12 protein-coding genes are annotated in these 18362 nt (G+C 63.3%); 3 read left to right on the top strand and 9 right to left on the bottom strand.

What is annotated here, in order from left to right; all coding sequences use genetic code 11:
- The first annotated feature begins 88 nt into the window (after positions 1–88).
- A complete protein-coding gene (locus HNP00_RS09040; protein WP_184738094.1) occupies positions 89–4675 on the top strand; it encodes an endo-alpha-N-acetylgalactosaminidase family protein in 4587 nt (1528 codons plus the stop codon).
- Positions 4676–4882: 207 nt separating this feature from the next.
- On the top strand, positions 4883–5881 hold the full coding sequence (locus HNP00_RS09045) for a LacI family DNA-binding transcriptional regulator (RefSeq protein ID WP_184738096.1): 999 nt from the start codon (positions 4883–4885) through the stop codon (positions 5879–5881).
- Between the two features lie 354 nt (positions 5882–6235).
- Here the strand turns inward: HNP00_RS09045 and dctA are convergent, their stop codons facing one another.
- Both dctA and HNP00_RS09055 read right to left on the bottom strand, forming a co-directional pair.
- Positions 6236–7546, bottom strand: coding sequence for a C4-dicarboxylate transporter DctA (gene dctA, locus HNP00_RS09050; RefSeq protein WP_184738097.1), 1311 nt, complete (start codon positions 7544–7546; stop codon positions 6236–6238).
- A 60-nt stretch (positions 7547–7606) separates the two neighbouring features.
- Positions 7607–8746 (bottom strand): PrpF domain-containing protein, encoded by a 1140-nt coding sequence (locus HNP00_RS09055; protein WP_184738099.1) that lies wholly within the window; start codon positions 8744–8746, stop codon positions 7607–7609.
- 125 nt (positions 8747–8871) lie between these two features.
- Here HNP00_RS09055 and HNP00_RS09060 point away from each other — a divergent pair, with 125 nt between their 5' ends.
- A complete protein-coding gene (locus HNP00_RS09060) occupies positions 8872–9813 on the top strand; it encodes a LysR family transcriptional regulator (protein ID WP_184738101.1) in 942 nt (313 codons plus the stop codon).
- Between the two features lie 974 nt (positions 9814–10787).
- Here the strand turns inward: HNP00_RS09060 and HNP00_RS09065 are convergent.
- The 7 genes from HNP00_RS09065 to HNP00_RS09095 all read right to left on the bottom strand — a co-directional run bounded on the left by HNP00_RS09065 (position 10788) and on the right by HNP00_RS09095 (position 18362).
- Positions 10788–11822 (bottom strand): Gfo/Idh/MocA family protein, encoded by a 1035-nt coding sequence (locus tag HNP00_RS09065; protein WP_184738103.1) that lies wholly within the window; start codon positions 11820–11822, stop codon positions 10788–10790.
- A 75-nt stretch (positions 11823–11897) separates the two neighbouring features.
- Positions 11898–12893, bottom strand: a complete 996-nt coding sequence (locus HNP00_RS09070) for a sugar phosphate isomerase/epimerase (RefSeq protein ID WP_184738105.1) — start codon at positions 12891–12893, stop codon at positions 11898–11900.
- Between the two features lie 219 nt (positions 12894–13112).
- Complete coding sequence (locus HNP00_RS09075; RefSeq protein WP_184738107.1) at positions 13113–13973, bottom strand: sugar phosphate isomerase/epimerase; 861 nt, start codon at positions 13971–13973, stop codon at positions 13113–13115.
- A 31-nt stretch (positions 13974–14004) separates the two neighbouring features.
- On the bottom strand, positions 14005–15033 hold the full coding sequence (locus HNP00_RS09080; RefSeq protein ID WP_184738109.1) for a zinc-binding dehydrogenase: 1029 nt from the start codon (positions 15031–15033) through the stop codon (positions 14005–14007).
- A 21-nt stretch (positions 15034–15054) separates the two neighbouring features.
- On the bottom strand, positions 15055–15915 hold the full coding sequence (locus HNP00_RS09085; RefSeq protein WP_184738111.1) for a carbohydrate ABC transporter permease: 861 nt from the start codon (positions 15913–15915) through the stop codon (positions 15055–15057).
- On the bottom strand, positions 15915–16895 hold the full coding sequence (locus HNP00_RS09090) for a carbohydrate ABC transporter permease (protein WP_184738114.1): 981 nt from the start codon (positions 16893–16895) through the stop codon (positions 15915–15917). The genes HNP00_RS09085 and HNP00_RS09090 overlap by 1 nt, the downstream gene beginning before the upstream one ends.
- A 39-nt stretch (positions 16896–16934) precedes the next feature.
- Complete coding sequence (locus tag HNP00_RS09095; protein ID WP_184738116.1) at positions 16935–18362, bottom strand: ABC transporter substrate-binding protein; 1428 nt, start codon at positions 18360–18362, stop codon at positions 16935–16937.

The raw sequence follows: 18362 nt of genomic DNA on the forward strand, positions 1-18362 counted from the left end.
GTCTTTCGTGTTATCCATAACATTTGCGTGGTCCAACCCGGTTTGAAGCCGCTCTGGACTATATGCTCCCCGGCACGAAGGACATCGCATGATCTATCCGCCATCCTCATTACCCCCACTACGCGGGGGCGCGTTCCAGCGCCTGACCATTTGCACGGTAACTGCCGCACTCGTCGCGGCCCTCAGCTTGGCAACGGGAACGGTGGCCGCCACGGCCGCCCCTGATTCAAGCGGCACACCCGTGAGCGCGAGCCAGTACACACTGCTCGGCACGGATTCCCAGTCACCGGCTTACCCGGCACCACCCGCGCTGGACGGTACGGCCGCAGGCGCTTTCGACAACGACTACTCCTCACAGTGGACCGTCGCCTACAAGGTGGTTAACGGAGTGGGCGTGGCCGATCCGATGCCACATTGGATCTCCTGGAACATGGGCGGATCGTTCACTTTGACCGGCTTGGACTACTCCGTCAAGAACCAGGCCAACGGCCCGGTCAAGGATTTCAAAGTCTTCGCCACCGACGACCGTGCCGTGGCAACTGACCCGGCCGGCAACTGGGGTGCCCCCGCGGCCACAGGCAGCTTCACCCAGCCAAGCAGCAACACCCAGGTCCAGACCGTGCTGTTCAACACTCCGGTCAAAGCACGGTACGTGAAGTTTGAGGCGGACAGCGCCATCAACGGAAGCAACAACGTGTCAGCATCTGAGCTACGCGTGCGGGCAATCGGCGACACTACGCCACTACCTGTCCCACCGGCCGCGCCCGCTGACCCCGCCACGCCCATGACCATCAGCAACGGCATAGGCCTCGACGTCCAAGTGGGCAAGGAATTCCCGCAAGCCATCTCCTACTCGCTGGACGGCAAGCATCTCTCCGGCCAGGCAACCCTGCTGAAGGACTTCGCCATCAACGGCAAGAACCACGCCGCCACCACCACGTCGACCGCAGCGCCTGACTCAGTCGCATACAGCTCAACGTTCGCCGACTTGCCGAACCTGGCAATCGAGTCCTCGCTGACCGTCACGCCGAAGAACACGGTGGAATTTGCGGTCACGAAGATCTCCGGCAGCGCCGCTTCGACAGTGGACCAACTGTCCATTCCGAACCAGTCCCTCGTGTCGGTCGACTCGGGTGATGCACAATCCCAGCTAGCCCGTACCAAGATCTCCACCGATTCCACCACCACGGCCGACCAGTTCGTCTCCATCGCCGCCGCCAGCAAGACTGACGCTTCTCCAGTAGGCACGCCCTACGGATTCGTCAGCAACTCGCAGCTATCCGCGGGTCTCATGACCAATGCCACCGACGATTCCGCCCAGGACTCCAACGGCAACTGGAACTCGCGGCTGCAGTCGCAGATCGTGGACGCCGGCAACGGGGCAAAGCGCGCCGAGCTGTCTGTGGGCAACTACACGTATGCGGCGGCTGGAGCTACCGATCCCCGCCTGCAGTTCTACACCCTTCCGAAAACCACCGTGGTTCTCTCCGCCGATGCCAACGCTGATGGGAAGGTGACGTGGGAGGACGGCGCGATCGCTTTCCGGAACGCCATGACCGCACCGCTGGGCGCCAGCCGCGTGCCCGAGCGCGTCGTCCAGCACATTCCGTTCAATTTCGCTTCCCAAGCCACCAACCCGTTCCTGAAAACCCTCGACAACGTCAAGCGGATCTCCATGTCTACGGACGATCTCGGCCAGTGGGTGTTGGAGAAGGGCTACGCAAGTGAGGGCCACGACTCTGGCCACCCGGACTACGGCGGGGACTACAACACACGCGCCGGAGGCCTGGCCGATCTGAACGCGCTCACGACCGGCGGTGCGCAGTTCAACGCCGACGTTGCCGTCCACGTGAACGTCACCGAGGCCTATCCGCAGGCCAAGAGCTTCAGCGATGGCATGATCTCGGGGCAGGTCAACGGCTGGGACTGGCTGAACCAGTCGTACCACATTGACCAGCGCACGGACCTGGGCTCGGGCGCCATCTTGGACCGCTTCGCCCAACTCCGCAAGGAAGCTCCCGGTATCAAGACGGTCTACATTGACGCCTACTACTCCAGCGGCTGGCTGGCCGACCAGCTCGCTATGCAACTGCACAAGATGGGCTTCGAGGTGGCCTCCGAATGGGCTTACAAGTTCGAGGGCAACTCCGTCTGGTCGCACTGGGCTAACGACAAGAACTACGGTGGCGCCACCAACAAGGGGATCAACTCCAATATCGTCCGGTTCATCAGCAACGCCCAACGCGACGTCTGGAACACCGATCCACTTCTGGGTGGCTCCCAGGTCAAGGAATTCGAGGGCTGGACCGGCCAGGATGACTGGAACACCTTCTACAACAACATCTTCACGTCCAACTTGCCCACCAAGTTCATCCAGCACTTCGACGTCACCCATTGGAACTTCGGCCAGTCAGCCCAGCTGACCGGCGGGGTCGCCATCAACATGGTGAACGGCCAGCGCCAGATCACGATGGGCGACGCCGTCGTCCTGCAGGGCGGCACCTACCTCCTGCCGTGGCAGGACGCTAAAGACAACAGCAAGACCACCTCGCCCACCACCGCGGACAAGATGTACTTCTACACTGCCGACGGCGGCACTACTACCTTCACGTTGACCAGCCACTTCGCCAACAAGCGAAATTACACGCTGTACAAGCTCACCGATCAAGGCCGGGTCAAGGTTTCCGAAGTGACCGCCAGTAACGGACAGGTCACCCTGACCGGCGACAAAGGCACCCCCTATGTGCTCTCCCCCAGTAGTGACCAGCCTGTCAACAGGGATGCCAGCTACGGAGCCGGAACCCCGCTGGCCGACCCAGGCTTCAATGCCGCCAACCTCGACGCTTGGAGCCCAACCGGCGGAGCGGCGATCTCGCGCACCGCGACAGGCGACAACGTAGCGGTGCTGGGGACCTCGGCGTCGTCCGTTTCCCAATCGGTGAAGTCGCTGGAGAAGGGCAAGAAGTACACGTTGAGCTCCAATGTGGAGATTGCGGTGGGCAGCCGCCGCTCTGTCACGCTGGGCGTCTCGGGCAAAGACCTGAGCGTTTCCAATACCTTCGACATCACCCCGGCCAAGAACCAGGTGGCTGCCGACTCGAAACAGGGCACCTATTCGCAGCGCGCCTCTGTGCAGTTCACCGTCCCCGTCAACCAGAATGTGGACGTATCCATCAGCGCAGTGGCCGGATCGGCCGCGGTTACCCTCGACGATGTGCGGATCATGGAGGATACGACGACGCCGGTGGCCGGCGCGCAGGCAGGTCCCGGAACGCTTGTGGCCAGCGCCAACTTTGAAGGCAACCAGCCCGGCTGGGGCCCGTTCGTCAAGGGTGACGCCGGCGGTGCCACCGATCCGCGCACCAGTATCAGCGACCTCAACGCCCCCTACTCGCAGAAAGATTGGAAAAACACCCACAGCCCCTACAACTCCGGCGCACTCAACGGCCAGGCTGTAGACGACGTCCTGGATGGCAACAATTCGTTGAAGTCGCACGAGGAAAACAGCGGCTTGGTGTACCGGACAGTGCCGGCTACTGTCCCGTTCACGGCAGGCCACTCCTACAAGGTGCAGTTCACATACCAAACGAATGTTGCCGGTCAGTGGCAATGGGTGACCGGCGCCGACACTGTGGACTCGGGCACCGTGACCTCGCGGGACCTGAAGGACGGAGCCATGGCCCCTGCCCTGAACACCGCCACCTACTCCCGGACGTTCACGGCCGGATGCGGTGACAACTGGGTGGGCCTGCGCAAGACAGGCGGCGCGAACGGCGCGGACTTCGTGCTCGACGACTTCACGGTCACCGATCTCGGTGCTGTCGGCGGGGGTGCGGCCTGTGCAAGCGTAGCCGGACCCGCCAATGCGGACCTCAGCCCGGGCACCACAACCAGCTACGTCACCACGTTCACCAACAATGAGACGAGCGAGGCCACCAATGTCGCCATGTCGTTGGGCGCGCTGCCCGCAGGCTGGAGCGCCCAAGTTGCCGCCAAGGACGGCAACCTGGCGGGCACTGTAAAGCCGGGTGCGACGGCAAAGACCACGTGGATCATCACGACGCCGGCCGCCGCAGCCGGGACCGCGACCTCGATCCACCCATCGGCCACGTACTTCAACAACTGCGCCACCAAGACCGTGGACTCAGACTCCAACTTGCGGGTGGGCACCCAGCCGATTGTGCCGACGTCGTCCATGACGGCGACGGCGGATTCGGAGAATCTGACGTCCGGGACGGGTGAGGGACCAGTGGGCAACGTGCTGGACGGTGACCCGGGCAGCATCTGGCACACACAGTACGATCCCACCATCACCAATTACCCACACTGGGTTCAGCTCAAGCTCGACGGCGAATACACCGTCAACGGCTTCGGTTACCAGGGGCGCCAGAGCGGCGGCCAAAACGGCAAGGTGAAGGGCTACACGATCTTCACCTCCAAGGACGGCACCACGTGGACCCAGGCAGCCACGGGCAACCTGATCGACACGACGGCGATGCAGAACATTACCTTCGCGCCGGTCCAGGCGAAGTTCGTGAGGTTCCAGGCGAACAGCTCCATCAACGGCCAGCCGTTCGCTGCGGCCGCCGAGATGCGCGTGTTCGGTCATTCCTCGGCCGTGGCCACGGGATTCGACCCGTCGCCGCGACCTTCGGACTCGGGCTGCACTCCATAATGGCCTAAGCATTCGAGGGGCCGCGGTGGCCGGTGGTTGAGCTTTATCGAAACCCCGGCCGCCGTGGCCCTTTGCCGTCCGACGATGCTTGACCTTAGTTCCAAGGAGCAAACTGTTATGGGTAACAACGGCTCATATACTGGACTTGACCTTAGCGGCAGACGGACGAAACGGGGCACGATGGCGGATGGGAAGCGCTCGCCAGCGATGCGTGATGTCGCATCGGCAGCATCCGTCTCGGCCCAAACCGTCTCCCGGGTGTTGAGTGGCCACCCCAATGTCCAAGAAGCCACCCGGGCAAGGGTATTGGCCGCCGTTGAACGCCTTGGCTATCACCGCAACAACACGGCCCGGGCCCTCGTCACGGGCAAATCGAAGACGGTGGGCGTCGTGTCCCTCGCCTCAAGTTTCTATTCGCGTGCCTCGCTGGCATTGGGCATAGAGCACGCCGCCCGCCAATCCGGCTATACCGTCAACACGGCGACGACGGCGACACTGGACACTTCGGCCGTGAGCGAGGCCATCAACCGGCTCATCCTGCAGGGCGTCGACGGGCTCATCATCGCCGTACCGCTGCTCGACGTCGATGACTCGCTCGAGGCGCTCACGCGCCTCAAGCCCACGGTGACCCTCGATGGCTCGCGCACTTCGGCGGCGGACGTCGTCGCAATCGACCAGACCACCGCAGTCCGGATCGCTACGAAACACCTGCTCGACCTCGGCCACCGGACCGTCTGGCACGTCGCAGGTCCCGAGGAGTGGAATGACGCAGCGAGCAGGGTTGCCGGCTGGCGTGCCACCTTGGAGGAGGCCAACCGTGAGGTCCCGCCGGTACTGCACGGCGATTGGTCACCCGAGTCCGGCTATAGCAACGGACTGATCCTAGGCAGGATGCCGGAGGTCACGGCCGTCCTGGTTGCCAGTGACGAGATGGCGTTCGGTCTCATGCGCGCAATGGCCGAACTGGGCCGCCGCGTGCCGGAAGACGTGTCCGTGGTCGGCATCGATGACATAGCGCTGGCCGCCTACGCGACGCCCCCGTTGACCACCGTCAGCCAATCCTTCGAGGCGACGGGACAGCGCGCGTTCTTCCACTTGTTGCGGCAGATGAGGGACCCGGAAACGGTGCAGGAACCTGAATTGGTAACACCGAGGCTCATCGTGCGCGGGACGACGGCGGCCGCTAGGGACGGGGCGCAGGGTTGATTGAGGCGAAATAGGGGTGAGTCGGTATGCGCTTCATTTCCGGCGTCGGAGCGCCGCTCGGTGTCTGCATAAGTTCGTCCGGAGTGGCCTGCTGCAAGCCGGGTGTCATCGTGTTTCCTGGATTGCTTTTTGGTTCCGTTTGATCCGGTCGCTTGGGGATGGGGCGGGGAGCAGTGTGCCTGCTCCCCGCCCCCTTGGCAACGGACCCGGGCTCCTGCGCCCGACTTTCGGGTTACCTGTTGCGATGGAATATGCAGGGTCTGGTGTCCGATGCGGCTTTGTGGGGGCCCGCGATGGCAGCTGTTGGGCGAGTCAGGCTCCGGCCCTGGGCAGTAACCTGGCTGATGGGCTCTCTCAGCGGGTCAGGGCTGGTTCCGTGAGCTGGAGTTTTTCCGCCTCGGTGGGCACGAAACCTGCTTTTAGCTCGGATTGGAGCTTCTCGGTGTCGAGCGCGTGCTGCCACTTGGCGACGGCGACGCACGAGACGATATTGGCCACAGTGCTCGTGAGGGCGCGGGCTTCGCTCATGAAGCGGTCGATGCCGACGATGAGGGCCACGCCCGCAACCGGAAGCGTGGGCATGATCGTCAGGGTCGCGACGAGGGCGACGAAGCCGCTGCCCGTCACGCCCGCTGCGCCCTTGGAGGTCAGGAGCATCATCCCGAGCATGAGCAGGATCTGGTCCCAGCTCAGGTGGATGTCGCAGGCCTGGGCGATGAACATCGAGGAGAGCGTGAGATAGACCGCGGTGCCAGTGAGGTTGAAGGAGTAGCCGGTCGGGACCACGAGGCCGACCACGCCACGGTCGCAGCCGATGCGCTCAAGTTTGGAGAGCAGGCGCGGAAGGACGGGTTCGCTTGAGGATGTGGCGAGGACGATGAGGAACTCGTCGCGGAAGTAGCGCAGGATCCGCCAGAGGCTGAAACCGGTGAGCTTCGCCAGGATGCCGAGGGCTACGACCACGAAGATGATGCATGCGGTGTAGAAGGCGAGGATCAGCATTCCGAGGTTGCCGATCGAGTGCGCTCCGTACTTGCCGACTGTGAACGCCATGGCGCCGAACGCCCCGATGGGAGCGACCTTCATGAGGTAGCCGAACACGACGAACAGCAGCTTGTTGAAGCTGTTGACCACGTTCAGGGCCACCTGGCCGGGTGCGCCGAGTTTGCTGAAGGCGAAGCCGCAGAGCAGCGCGATGACGAGCACGGGCAGGACTTCGCCGTCGGCGAAGGCTCCGATGAAGGTGGTGGGGATGATGTTCAGCAGGAAGTCCGCCGGGTTGCTGCTGGGCAGCTGGGTTGTGTACTTCGAGGCGACCGAGGTATCGAGGTGGGCTGGGTTGATGTGCATGCCCGCGCCCGGCTGGAAAAGCATGACCGCGCCCAGGCCGATGGCCAGTGCCACCAACGTGAGCACGTAGAACAAGCCCAGTGAACGGATCAGGGTCGGGCCGACCTTCTTGGTGTCGGTAAGGGAGGTGATGCCGCTGACGATGGTGCAGAAGACGATCGGCGCGATCATGAACTTGACGAGCTTCACGAAGCCGTCGCCGAGGGGCTTGAGGGAGGAACCGAGGTCGGGCCACAGCGCGCCAACGAGGATGCCGAGCGCGACGCCGATGAGTACCTGGACGTAGAGATGTCCGAGGATGGATTTGATCTTCATTGAACAACTTCCTGGGTGAGTGCCCGTTACATTCATGATGACAGGGGCGGGTTGTAGGTGCTATGCCGTCTGTGCCACAGGCTGTGCGACGTCGATGTCGGCGACGGCGAGATGGCGGGCCGCCCTGTGGAGGGCGACCTCGCTGACGTGACCGTTGTCGTCTGTGACGACCTCGGTGGTGATGACACCGGCAGGCGTTCCGATGCGCAGAAGCCGACGCCCTTGGTGAGCGCTGTCTGCCGGGCGCAGCGCTTTGGCCACTACCGATCCAGGCAGGGCAGCAGCGAGGGAGACTGCAACGGCCGAGGTAAGGCCGATGGCGGGGTGGGGCGCGAGCATGGAGAGCATCCGCACCCGCAGATCGTGGCTGTCGGCCGCGATCCGCGTTCCGTCGGCCGCGGTGTAGTCGCCCGGCGCTGCCACGACGCCGACCTTTGGGACGGCATTCTGCGGAGGATCTTCAGGATTCCTCAACCCCATCATCAGACCGGCCGACGCCCGAGCTGCCACGAGCCTGGGCAGGTGCTCGGACAGATTGCCGGTCATCGACGATAGGTCGATGCCTGCCCCGTCAGCCGGAATCAGCACCGAGGGCGCCCCGGCGTCAACCAGGGTCGCCGTAAGAATAAGCCCGTCAGCAGAGACTTTGTCGGCTGCCCTCCCCGTCGGCAGAACCGCGCCCGTGGTCCGCCCCCACGGGGAGTGAAACGAGAGGCTAACGGGAACGCCCGGCGCGCTGCTGCCCGGAACACTGGCCAGGCCCGACGTCGGGATGCGGCCGCCCGGGGTGGCGATCGTGCCGCTCAGCACGGCGCCTGTATTGAGGTTGCGCATGCTGACCCTCGTTGTTCCGTTGCCGGGAGGGACGATGCCCGACTGGACGGCGTACAGGGCGATCGCCGTGGCGCAGTTCCCGCAATTGGAACCGAGTTCCACGGTGGGGTCCCCGATCCCGACCTGGGCGAAGAGGTAGTCCAGGTCCGCCGGCCCCTCGGGAGTGGCCCCGACCACCGCGGCCTTCGACGTCGTTGAAGTGCCGCCGCCGACGCCGTCGAGCTGGCGGGCATCCGCAGCGCCGAAAGCATCGGCCAGCAGGGTGCGGATCTCCTCGCGGCTCCCGGCGTGGCGGGCCACGTCTTCGGAGTCGAAGAGCCAGCACTTGCTCGTGCCGCCCCGGTACCAATGACCGCGGAGTTGCATGGTCTTTTTTCCTTCACGTGTCGTGTCACGCCTCACGGCGCCTGCTCCTTCTACGATCCACGCCCCGATAGTTCAGCACAATCACAGGATTCTCGACTGCCCTTCACTTTTGCTAAACTCAATGCATGGCCGACCTTGACCTGCACCGACTCCATCTGCTCCGCGAGGTAAGCCGTTCTGGCTCCCTGACGTCCGCCGCGACGGCCCTGTCCTTCACGACGTCAGCCGTCTCCCAGCAGATCGCGAAGCTTGAACACGAAGTGGGCGTCGCCCTGATTGACCGCCATCCAAGGGGCGTCGTGCTCACCGATGCAGGTCAGGCGCTCCTGCGATATGCGGACGACATCGACAGGACAATCGAGGCCGCTCGGGCGGAGATGGGCGAGTTCGCCGGGCTGAGGCGAGGCCAACTGCACATGGGGACGTTCCCCACCGTCGGGGCTTCCCTCATGCCTGACGTCGTGCTCGCCTTCCGCGCGCGCCATCCGGAGGTCGCCGTCACGGTGGTCAGCGCGCGACGTGACGGCCTGCTCGAACGGCTGCGGCGAAGGGACATCGAGCTCACGCTGCTGTGGGACTACCCATGGGAGCGCATCGAGGACGAGGACCTGAACGTCGTTCGGCTCATGAATGACCCCACCATGCTGCTCGTACCGTGCGACCACCCTGTAGCGGCGCGTCGCGCCGTGCGGATCGACACGCTGAGAGACCAGGAGTGGGTCGTCCGCGACGAACACCCCGTGGCCGACGTCCTCCGACGGGTCTGCCGCGATGCCGGCTTCGAACCGCGTATCGCCTTCGCGGCCAACGACTATCAAGAGACGCAGGGCATGGTCGCCGCGGGCATCGGCATCGCCCTGGCCCCGCAGCTCGCCCTGAGTGCGCTCCGTCCAGACATCATCGCCATTCCACTCGCCAGCTCCCCGACGCGGAGGATCCTCCTCGCCCACCTTGCCAACCGCAGGCTCAGCCCCGCCGGCCAGCAAGCCGCATCCGTATTCCGGTCAACGGCGAAGCGTTTGCAAACCCCCGCAAGGGCAGCACGCAACCCCGTTAGCAGTACTTAACTGGGTCTTGGCAAGTGTGCTCACGGCCATGGATCATGCCGCGCCTATTCGTTCCCGGAGCGCGTGGACGAAACTCGAGTGGACACGACCGAGCGGCACTCGAGAGATACAGGCGTTCTCTCGCAACCGATCGGCTGAAAGACGCATAAGGGAGTAGATGCTGCCACTTTCCCGTTGGCTCTTTGCTGCTGGCCCGACATACGAGGCCTTACCGGCGTTCGATTCTTGACCGCAGATCTTAGGGACGACGAACGGTTTAGGTTGCCAAGAACCAATCCGCTTACACAGCAATACCGGCGACTCAGGTGAGTTAAAGGTGAGTCCGGCACCTGAAAGTTCAAATGGCTCTGACCAAGATCGGTAAACCCGCAGCTCAAAGCCACAATCGGAGCCCCCTGTCGGCTTCGAACCGACGACCCCCGCTTTAGCCTCAGACGACTGCGTGCGCCGTGAATCCCAGGGTTTTCGCCCGGATTCTCGGGGTTTTGCGGGCAACGATGGGTGATGAAGTGTCATTGGTTGCCGCTCATTAAGGTGAGTTAAAGGTGTCATACTCTCATTGGTCAGCTTCCTGCCTGGCGTCTGCGAAACGGTGAGTATTTTCGGGGTGGTGAATATCTTCCATGTGTGTAGAGTCCACTAGTGGCCGTCATCTAACGGCCGACCAGGCCGGCGGGGCCATGACGGAATCGATGCGGTCTCTGAGGCTGACGATCGGCTGGTTGAGCGAATCGATATGGTCCAGGTGCATCTGGGCCGCGTAGGCGTGCTGGTCGTTGAACGGCCCTTGAGGGCCTCTGCTAGCTGGGCTGTCTTGTTTTGAGCTGTCGATGGGCCGAATCTGCCAACAGCAGCGGGTCACTCGGCACCGACGAACCGTTCGATCCCGATTTACGATAACGTAATCGCTCGTCATTCCGGCTCCCGTTTACGACGTCAATTGCGTGATCGTTGCGGACCGTTAAAGGATTCTCTTAGCGTTCGTAGGCGTTTGCCTCGTTTCGGGTGCCGACACGGGGTTCCAGTCCGATGGCTTTGTAGCATTGGTCGATTAGTTCCGTGGTTTGGACGGCGTCGTCGCTGTCTGTGGGCATGGGGATTCCGTGCCGGATCAGGGCGGCGAAAGCGTCCAGCTGATAGGTGTAGGAGGATCTTGTGCCCGGGTGCTCGATCCGTTGACCGTGAGTCGTTTTCACCTCGAGGCTGTCATCGGTATGAGGGAGGATGAAATTTGCCACGGTGGCTTGTCCCTTGCTTCCAATGGCGCGGTAGGTCATTTCGGCCCGGGCCCCGTTCATATTGCATCGTGCCGTTGCGGTGATTCCGGAGGGATAGACCAGATCAGCGTCAACCCATTCGTCCACTCCGGGCAAGCCGGTCCGTTCGCCTCCCCGGGCCTTGATGAGCGTGGGATTCCCTCCTGCCAGGGGCGCCATGGCCCGGATGGCATGGAGGCTGTAGCAGCCCAGGTCCATGAGTGCTCCGCCCGCGAGTGGCAGTGACCACCGGGGGTCTCCGGGTGGCGGGGGCGGAATCATCACCATGGTTTCCACACGCTGCAGCTCGCCGAGTTCCCCGGAGGCGACAAGTTCGTGGAGTCTCTTCGTGACAGGGTGGTAAAGATAGTGGAAACCGTCGACGACCTTGACGCCCGCACGTTTGCCGGCGTCCCGCACTTCTCTGGCTTCAGCTGCGTTTGCGGCGAACGGTTTCTCTGACAGGACGTGTTTTCCCGCCGCGATGGCCGCCAGGTTCCATCTTGCGTGCAGCGAGTTGGCCAGCGGATTGTAGACCGCTTCAATCTCCGGGTCATTGACAAGATCTTCGTAGGAGCCGAGTACCCGTTCGACGCCGTACCGGTCGGCAAAGTCCTGTGTCCGGTCCCGGTCGCGGGCTGCGACGGCCACCAGCCGCGCACCTGTCAGCCTGGCAGGTTCAACGATGGATGTCGGGCTGACGCGGGACGCTCCCAGGATGCCGATGCGCAGCGGTGCTTCTTCTGGATCCATTTGTGGAATCCTTTCTGGTTTCTGATGTCGCCTTCGCCCCGCCGTAGTGGTCGCGGCGCGTCCCGCCACGGTGAGCTACTGGCTGAAGGCGGCGTCGAAGGAGGTCTGCGACGGCGGGAAGTCGAACTTTTTGAGGGCGGCGAGGGCTTCGGGGGCGCCGTGGAGGCGGTCCATGCCGGCGTCTTCCCATTCGACGGAGATCGGTCCGTTGTAACCGATGGCGGTGAGGGCGCGGAAACTCGATTCCCAGGGAACGTCGCCGCGTCCGGCCGAGACGAAGTCCCAGCCCCGGCGCGGGTCGCCCCAGGGCAGGTGGGAGCCCAGGACGGTGTTCCGGCCGGTCGGGCGCAGCTTGGTGTCCTTGCAGTCCACGTGGTAGATCCGGTCCTTGAAGTCCCAGATGAAGGAGACGGGATCGATGCCCTGCCACATGAAGTGGGAGGGGTCCCAGTTCAGCCCGAACGCTTCCCGGTGCCCGATCGCTTCCAGGGTCCGCACGGTGGTCCAGTAGTCGTAGGCGATCTCCGAGGGGTGGACTTCGTGGGCGAAACGGACCACGTGTTCGTCGAAGACGTCCAGGATGGGGTTCCAGCGGTCCGCGAAGTCCTGGTAGCCGGCCTCGATGACCTTCTCCGGGACGGGCGGGAACATGGCGACGTACTGCCAGATGGAGGAACCGGTGAACCCGACGACGGTATCCACCCCGAGCGCCCGGGCCAGGCGGGCGGTGTGCTTCATTTCCTCGGCGGCGCGTTGGCGCACGCCCTCGGGCTCGCCGTCACCCCAGACCTTGGCGCCGACGATCGCCTGGTGGCGGAAGTCGATGGGGTCATCGCACACGGCCTGGCCCTTGAGGTGGTTGGAGATGGCCCAAACCTTGAGGTTGTATTTGTCCAGGATGGCGAGTTTGTTCTCGACGTAGCCGGGTTCGTCCCAGCGCCAGGCGTCCAGATGGTCGCCGGACACGGCGATTTCCAGGCCGTCGTAGCCCCAGCCGGAGGCGAGCTTGGCGACTTCCTCGAAGGGCAGGTCGGCCCACTGGCCGGTGAACAGGGTGTACGGGCGGGGCATGTCAGGCTCCTTGGCTTTACTGGATTGTCCGGTTTGGGACCGGATCGCCGGTTTCGGGCCGACGCGTCCGGATCAATGGTCGTCGGTCCGGCTATGACAGCACTTGCTGCATTTTCTGATTTCCGCTCTTGAGGTCCGGGGACTGCAGATCGGGTTCAGCCAGGAAAATACCGGCGATTGCCGCTGCAGACCCCGGACGATGAGGTGAGTCCGGGATCCTCAGAGGGCGTGGGATTTTTTCATGCAGTCCCTGATATAGGCGTCAGACGCGCGAAGGTGTGCACTGATTTTTTCGAAGCTCCATCCCTGGGTCCCGTGGCATTTGAGGCTGGCGACACCTTCATATCCGACCCGGCGGAGTGTTCCTAGCATCACGGAGTGGTCAAGTGTGCCCTCGGGGCGGGGAAGTTGCTGATCGGCGGGACCGAAGTTCAGCCCGTCGGTGCCGTGGCGGTAGGCGCGATCGATGTCCCAGATGTAGTAGTAGAAGAGCCTCTTGCGTTCGGCGAGGAAGGTGATCGCTTCGCTGATGGTGTCCTGCATCACCCACAAGTGAGGGGGCGCGATGCAGACGCCGAGATAGGGGTCGTCGATGTCGCGGATGAGCCGTTTCATCTGCGCGAGTGTGTCAACGCCTTCGTCCCATCGCTGGTCTTCGTTGGCGCCGGATTCGAAATCGGCGGCGAAAGGGACGGTGAGATGGTTTTCGACCGCGATCCGGACTCCGCGGCGCGCTCCTGCTTCGACGATGGGTGGCAGGAAGGTTGAGACGAAGTCGGGGTAGTTGGCTTCGCAGTCGAAGATGAGGGTGTCGATGCCGAGGTCTTCGGCGAATTCGACGCGTTCAAGGATCTCTTCCTGGGTCTTTCCATACACCGTGAGGCCGCAGGGTTTGACCCCGTATTTGTCCAGCACTCCGAGGATTTTCCCGGGGTCATCTCCCGGGTTGACGTGGTGGGCCAGCGGAGCGGCGGAGGACCAGAGGTTGACTTCCTTGAAGCCGATGTCGGCAAGGTCGCGGATCGAGTCTTCGAAGCCGTGGTCGTGGTAGGGGACGAGCTCGGCGGCATATCTGAACATGGGTTCTCTCCTTGGGAGGGTCTGACGGGGTCTACCAGACGAAGACGGCTTTTTCGGTTTCGCGCTGGTCGAAGGCGCGGAATGCTTCCTCGGCCTGCTCGATGGAAAAGTCGTGGCTGATGAGTTTTTCGACCGGGATTTTCTGGTCGATGACGAGGCGGACGATTTCTTCCCAGTCGCTGATGGGGAAGTACCAGCCGCCGACGACGGTGAGCAGCTTTCTGAGCATCTGGTCGCTGGGGTTGATCTGCGTGGCCCGCGACTCACCGACGAAAGCGACGGCACCTAGTTTGACGGCGGCGTCCAATGCCGAGTTCTGCCCGGCTGGGTTGCCGGAACAATCGATGCAGATGTCCGCTCCGCGGCCCTGGGTGAGGTCCCGGATCTGCTGGACGGCGTCGGCTGTTGTGCTGTTGATGACGGCGTCCGCGCCAAGGGAGCTGGCCTGTTCGAGCCTGTGGTCGATGACGTCGACGGCGATGACGCGGGCGCCGAAGGCCTTGCCGATGAGTACCGCGGCGGATCCCATTGGTCCCATGCCGAAGACGGCGACGGTTTTTCCGCCGGACACGCCGAGCTGCTTCTGCACGTGGTACTGGCTGCCGACCATGTCGGTCATCACCGCGCCAGCGCGGAAGCTGAGTTCGTCGGGGAGCTGAAGACAGTTGCGCTCGGGCAGGACGAAGTAATCGGCGTCACCGCCGTGGACGTCGAAACCGAAGCATTTCCACTGCTCACACAGCATCATGTAGCCGCTGAGGCAGTACTCGCAGAATCCGCAGCCCACGGCGAGGTAGCCGGCGACGCGGTCGCCCACTTTGACGTGGGTCACGGCGTCCCCGACCTTGACGACCTCGCCGGCTGCCTCGTGCCCGGGGATCACCGAACCGTGGCCGGCGCCTTCGCCGCCGACGATCGGGGTGCCGTAGTAGATGCTCATGTCGCTGCGGCAGATCGCGGAGGCACGGGTCCTTACCAGCACCTCATGCGGTCCCGGCTCCGGGAGCTCGCGTTCCACGACGGTGACTCTCTTGTCACCGGGGAGAATGACTGCTTTCATTTTTTCTTCTCCAATACTCATTTACTTGACGGCACCGAAGGTCAGGCCGGCGACCATCTGGCGGCGCAGCACGACCATGAGCACCAGGATGGGCGCGACGATCAGGGTCGCGGCGGCGGTGATGTTGCCCCAGTCCGTGCCATACATGCCGGTGAACTGCTGCAGGCCTACCGGAGCGGTCTTGGCTCCGCTGCGGGTCAGGGAAAGCGCGAACAAGAACTCGTTCCAGGACAGGACGATAGTCAGTACGGCGGCCGTGGCGACGGACGGCACGAGCAGGGGCCAGATGATCCGACGGAGGACCTCCCAGGTCGAAGCCCCGTCGACCATGGCTGCTTCCTGGATCTCATAGGGCAACTGCAGGATCGAGCTGCGCAGGATCCAGACCACGATGGGCAGGTTGAAGGCGGCGTACGGGATGATCAGGGCCGGGTAGGTGTCCATGAGCCCGAGCTTGCCGGCGAAGACGAAGACCGGGATGACGGCGACGATAGGAGGGAACATGTAGGTCGACAGGATCCAGGATGAGAGTCCCTTGCGGGCCCGGAAATCCCGCATGGTCAGGGCATAGGCGGCAGGGACCCCCACGACGATGGCCAGGGCTGTGGCGCCGAGGCTGACAATGGCACTGTTGGTGAGCAGCTGACCGAAGCTTTCGGATTTCCCGCCGCCGGCTGACAGCACGGAGGCGTAGTTGTCCAGGGTGGGCTGGAAGATCCAGGCCGGGGGGACCTGGTTGGCGATCCCGGCCGGCTTGATGGAGGTGATAAGCATGAACAGCAGCGGCACGAGGCCGATCAGGAGCCATGCCCACAGGAAGGTACGTCCGATGATGAGGCGTGCCACCGCACCGCCGCGGCGGGTTGATGATGTCGTTGTCATTACATTTCCTCAGGGTCTGCTCGGCGGCCGATGATCCGCAGCATGAAGGGGATAAGGAGCGAGAGGATGATCAAGAAGACCACGCCCAAGGCGCAGGCGAGACCGACGTTGAAGCTTTGAAGGCCGACGCGGAAAATGCCCAGGTTGATGATTTCGGTGGACTCACCGGGACCCCCGCCGGTGAGGATCTTGAACGAATCGAAGGTCTTGAAGGCCTGGATGGTCCGCAGCACGGCCGCGATGGCAATGAACGGCACCATGGCCGGAAAGGTGATGTGCCGGAACATCTGCCATGGGGTCGCTCCGTCGACCATGGCTGCTTCCCGGGGTTCGCCCGGCAGGGACTGGAGGCCGGCCATCAGGATCAGGGCGATGAACGGGGTCCACTGCCACATGTCGAGAATGACCAGGACGATCCATGCCGATGTCGGATCACCGAGCAGGTCGATGCCTTTGGGGAATCCGAAGACGCCGAGGTAGTAACCTACCCAACCGTAGTTGGGGTTCAGCAGCTGCTTGAAGACCATGGCCGCGACCGCCGGAGTGACGGCGAACGGAAGCAGCATGAGAGCGGCCCCGACTTTGTTGACGCGGGTCTGGGCGGCCAGCGGGAGTGCCAAGGCGAAACCGAGGATCATCTCCAGGATCACCGCGACCGCGACGAAGCCGAAAGTGATGAGGAATGCGTGCTGGACCGAGGCATTGGTGACCGCCTCGATGAAGTTGTCCAGTCCGACGAATTTGCCCACGCCTCCGAGGATCTTGTCGTTGCGGAAGGCCGAGTAGAAGATGAAGATGGCAGGGGCAACCGTCATCAGCAGCAGGACAATCATGGCCGGGGCCATGTAGATCCACGGGGTCGAACGTTTTTTCCAGGTCAGCGGCTTCCTGCCGCGCGGATCGGCCGAGGTACGGCCGGCCGCGCGGCAGGAAGCGTCAACCGTCAAGGTCGCATCCGATGGTGCGGCGGTTGCTTTCATTGTCGATACTCCTTGGGCGACCTTGAGCGGTCCGTTGTGTTAGTAGCCGGCCGATTTGAGGAGGGCCGAGACCTTGTCTGACGCGGATTTGAGGGCGTCCGATGGTGAGGAAGCGCCTGTTGCTGCGTTGTTCACCGCGACGGCCACTTCGTGGCTGACTTCCGTGTAGTTGGTCAGCCGCGCACGGCCAACGCCGACTGCGAGGGATTTCCCGAGGGTGTCGTAGAAGGGTGCGAGGGGGTTATCGCTCTTGATACCGGCAAAGACGGAGGCCCGGCTGGGGTGCAGGGACTTGGCGGTCATCGTCGTTTGCTGTTCGGCGGCGGTCAGCCAGCTGATCGCCTGGTAGGCCCATTCCTTGTTCTTGGAATTCTTGTTCACGCTCAGCATCCAGGTACCGAAGTGGGGACCGGCAGCCTTGCCGATGGGGACGGGAGCGTAGCCGATGGTGCCGCCCTTGACGTTGTCAGCGAGCTTGAGGTCGTGATAGTTGATCGTCATGGCGGTCAGGCCGCTGCCGAACGATTCGGCTGTCGTGCCCCAGTCCGCTGACGTGCTGCCCGGGGGGACGTGTCCGCTTTGCGCGAGCTTGGCGTAGTAGTCCAGTGCCTGGGTTCCTTCGGGAGTGTTGAACGCGGGCTTGCCACTCTCGTCCGCGAGTGTCCCGTCTCCGCCGTATGATGCCAGCAGGGTCTTGAAGTCGTCCGTGGCCCAGTCTCCGACGCCTGCCATGACCGTCGTGCCGTAGAGCTTCTTATCGGGCTGGGTGAAGAACCCTGCCACCTGGGCATAGTCATCCCAGGTCTTCGGGACAGCGAGGTCCTTGCCGTACTTGGCTTTGAAGTTCGCCTTTTGGGTCGGGTCGTTGAACAGGTCGCTGCGGTAGGCCATGACGGCCACATTCGACTGGATCGGCATCCCGTACACGTCGAATCCGGCGTTCTTGATCGCGGACACGTCCGGCTTCGCGGTGGGATCGGGGTAGCGTTTGATCGGGGAATCAGCGTTGTAGACGGCAGTGTCGTAGAACACCTTGGGGATGAAGTCGCCCACGTTAGATTGCGGGCTGCCGGGGTTCAGGGCGTCGTTCTGGATGTACTGGCTCAGAGGTTCGAGGTTCTGCACCAGGGCCGGCGCCCACGGGGTGTCGACGACGACGATGTCGTAGTAGCTGCTGCTGGACGCGAACTCCGAGAAGACCTTCTGCTGCAATGCGTCGTACGGCTGGTTGTCGATCTTCAGATCGATGCCGAACTTTTCCTTGAACTGCGGCACCAGCGATGCGACGGCGGCGCTGTTGGCTTCATCGGTGGTGTAGAGCATCCGCAGTTCCGTCGGTTTGGCCGCGGCGGTGCTGGGTGCTAATGACCCGCCCGTGCATGCGGTTGCCAACAAGGTCACGGTGAGCGCGGCTCCCAGGCCCGCTACGATGCGGGATCGCTTGACGCGATCGAGAGATCGGATCAT

The organism is Arthrobacter sp. AZCC_0090 (genome assembly GCF_014207375.1).
In the GTDB taxonomy this organism is placed as follows: domain Bacteria; phylum Actinomycetota; class Actinomycetes; order Actinomycetales; family Micrococcaceae; genus Arthrobacter.

Coding starts and splice junctions, on each gene's coding strand:
- dctA (WP_184738097.1), bottom strand. CDS start 7,546: ATGAAGATCAAATCCATCCTCGGACATCTCTACGTCCAGGTACTCATC.
- HNP00_RS09075 (WP_184738107.1), bottom strand. CDS start 13,973: ATGTTCAGATATGCCGCCGAGCTCGTCCCCTACCACGACCACGGCTTC.
- HNP00_RS09065 (WP_184738103.1), bottom strand. CDS start 11,822: ATGGATCCAGAAGAAGCACCGCTGCGCATCGGCATCCTGGGAGCGTCC.
- HNP00_RS09070 (WP_184738105.1), bottom strand. CDS start 12,893: ATGCCCCGCCCGTACACCCTGTTCACCGGCCAGTGGGCCGACCTGCCC.
- HNP00_RS09060 (WP_184738101.1), top strand. CDS start 8,872: ATGGCCGACCTTGACCTGCACCGACTCCATCTGCTCCGCGAGGTAAGC.
- HNP00_RS09085 (WP_184738111.1), bottom strand. CDS start 15,915: ATGACAACGACATCATCAACCCGCCGCGGCGGTGCGGTGGCACGCCTC.
- HNP00_RS09055 (WP_184738099.1), bottom strand. CDS start 8,746: ATGCAACTCCGCGGTCATTGGTACCGGGGCGGCACGAGCAAGTGCTGG.
- HNP00_RS09040 (WP_184738094.1), top strand. CDS start 89: ATGATCTATCCGCCATCCTCATTACCCCCACTACGCGGGGGCGCGTTC.
- HNP00_RS09095 (WP_184738116.1), bottom strand. CDS start 18,362: ATGATCCGATCTCTCGATCGCGTCAAGCGATCCCGCATCGTAGCGGGC.
- HNP00_RS09045 (WP_184738096.1), top strand. CDS start 4,883: ATGCGTGATGTCGCATCGGCAGCATCCGTCTCGGCCCAAACCGTCTCC.
- HNP00_RS09080 (WP_184738109.1), bottom strand. CDS start 15,033: ATGAAAGCAGTCATTCTCCCCGGTGACAAGAGAGTCACCGTCGTGGAA.
- HNP00_RS09090 (WP_184738114.1), bottom strand. CDS start 16,895: ATGAAAGCAACCGCCGCACCATCGGATGCGACCTTGACGGTTGACGCT.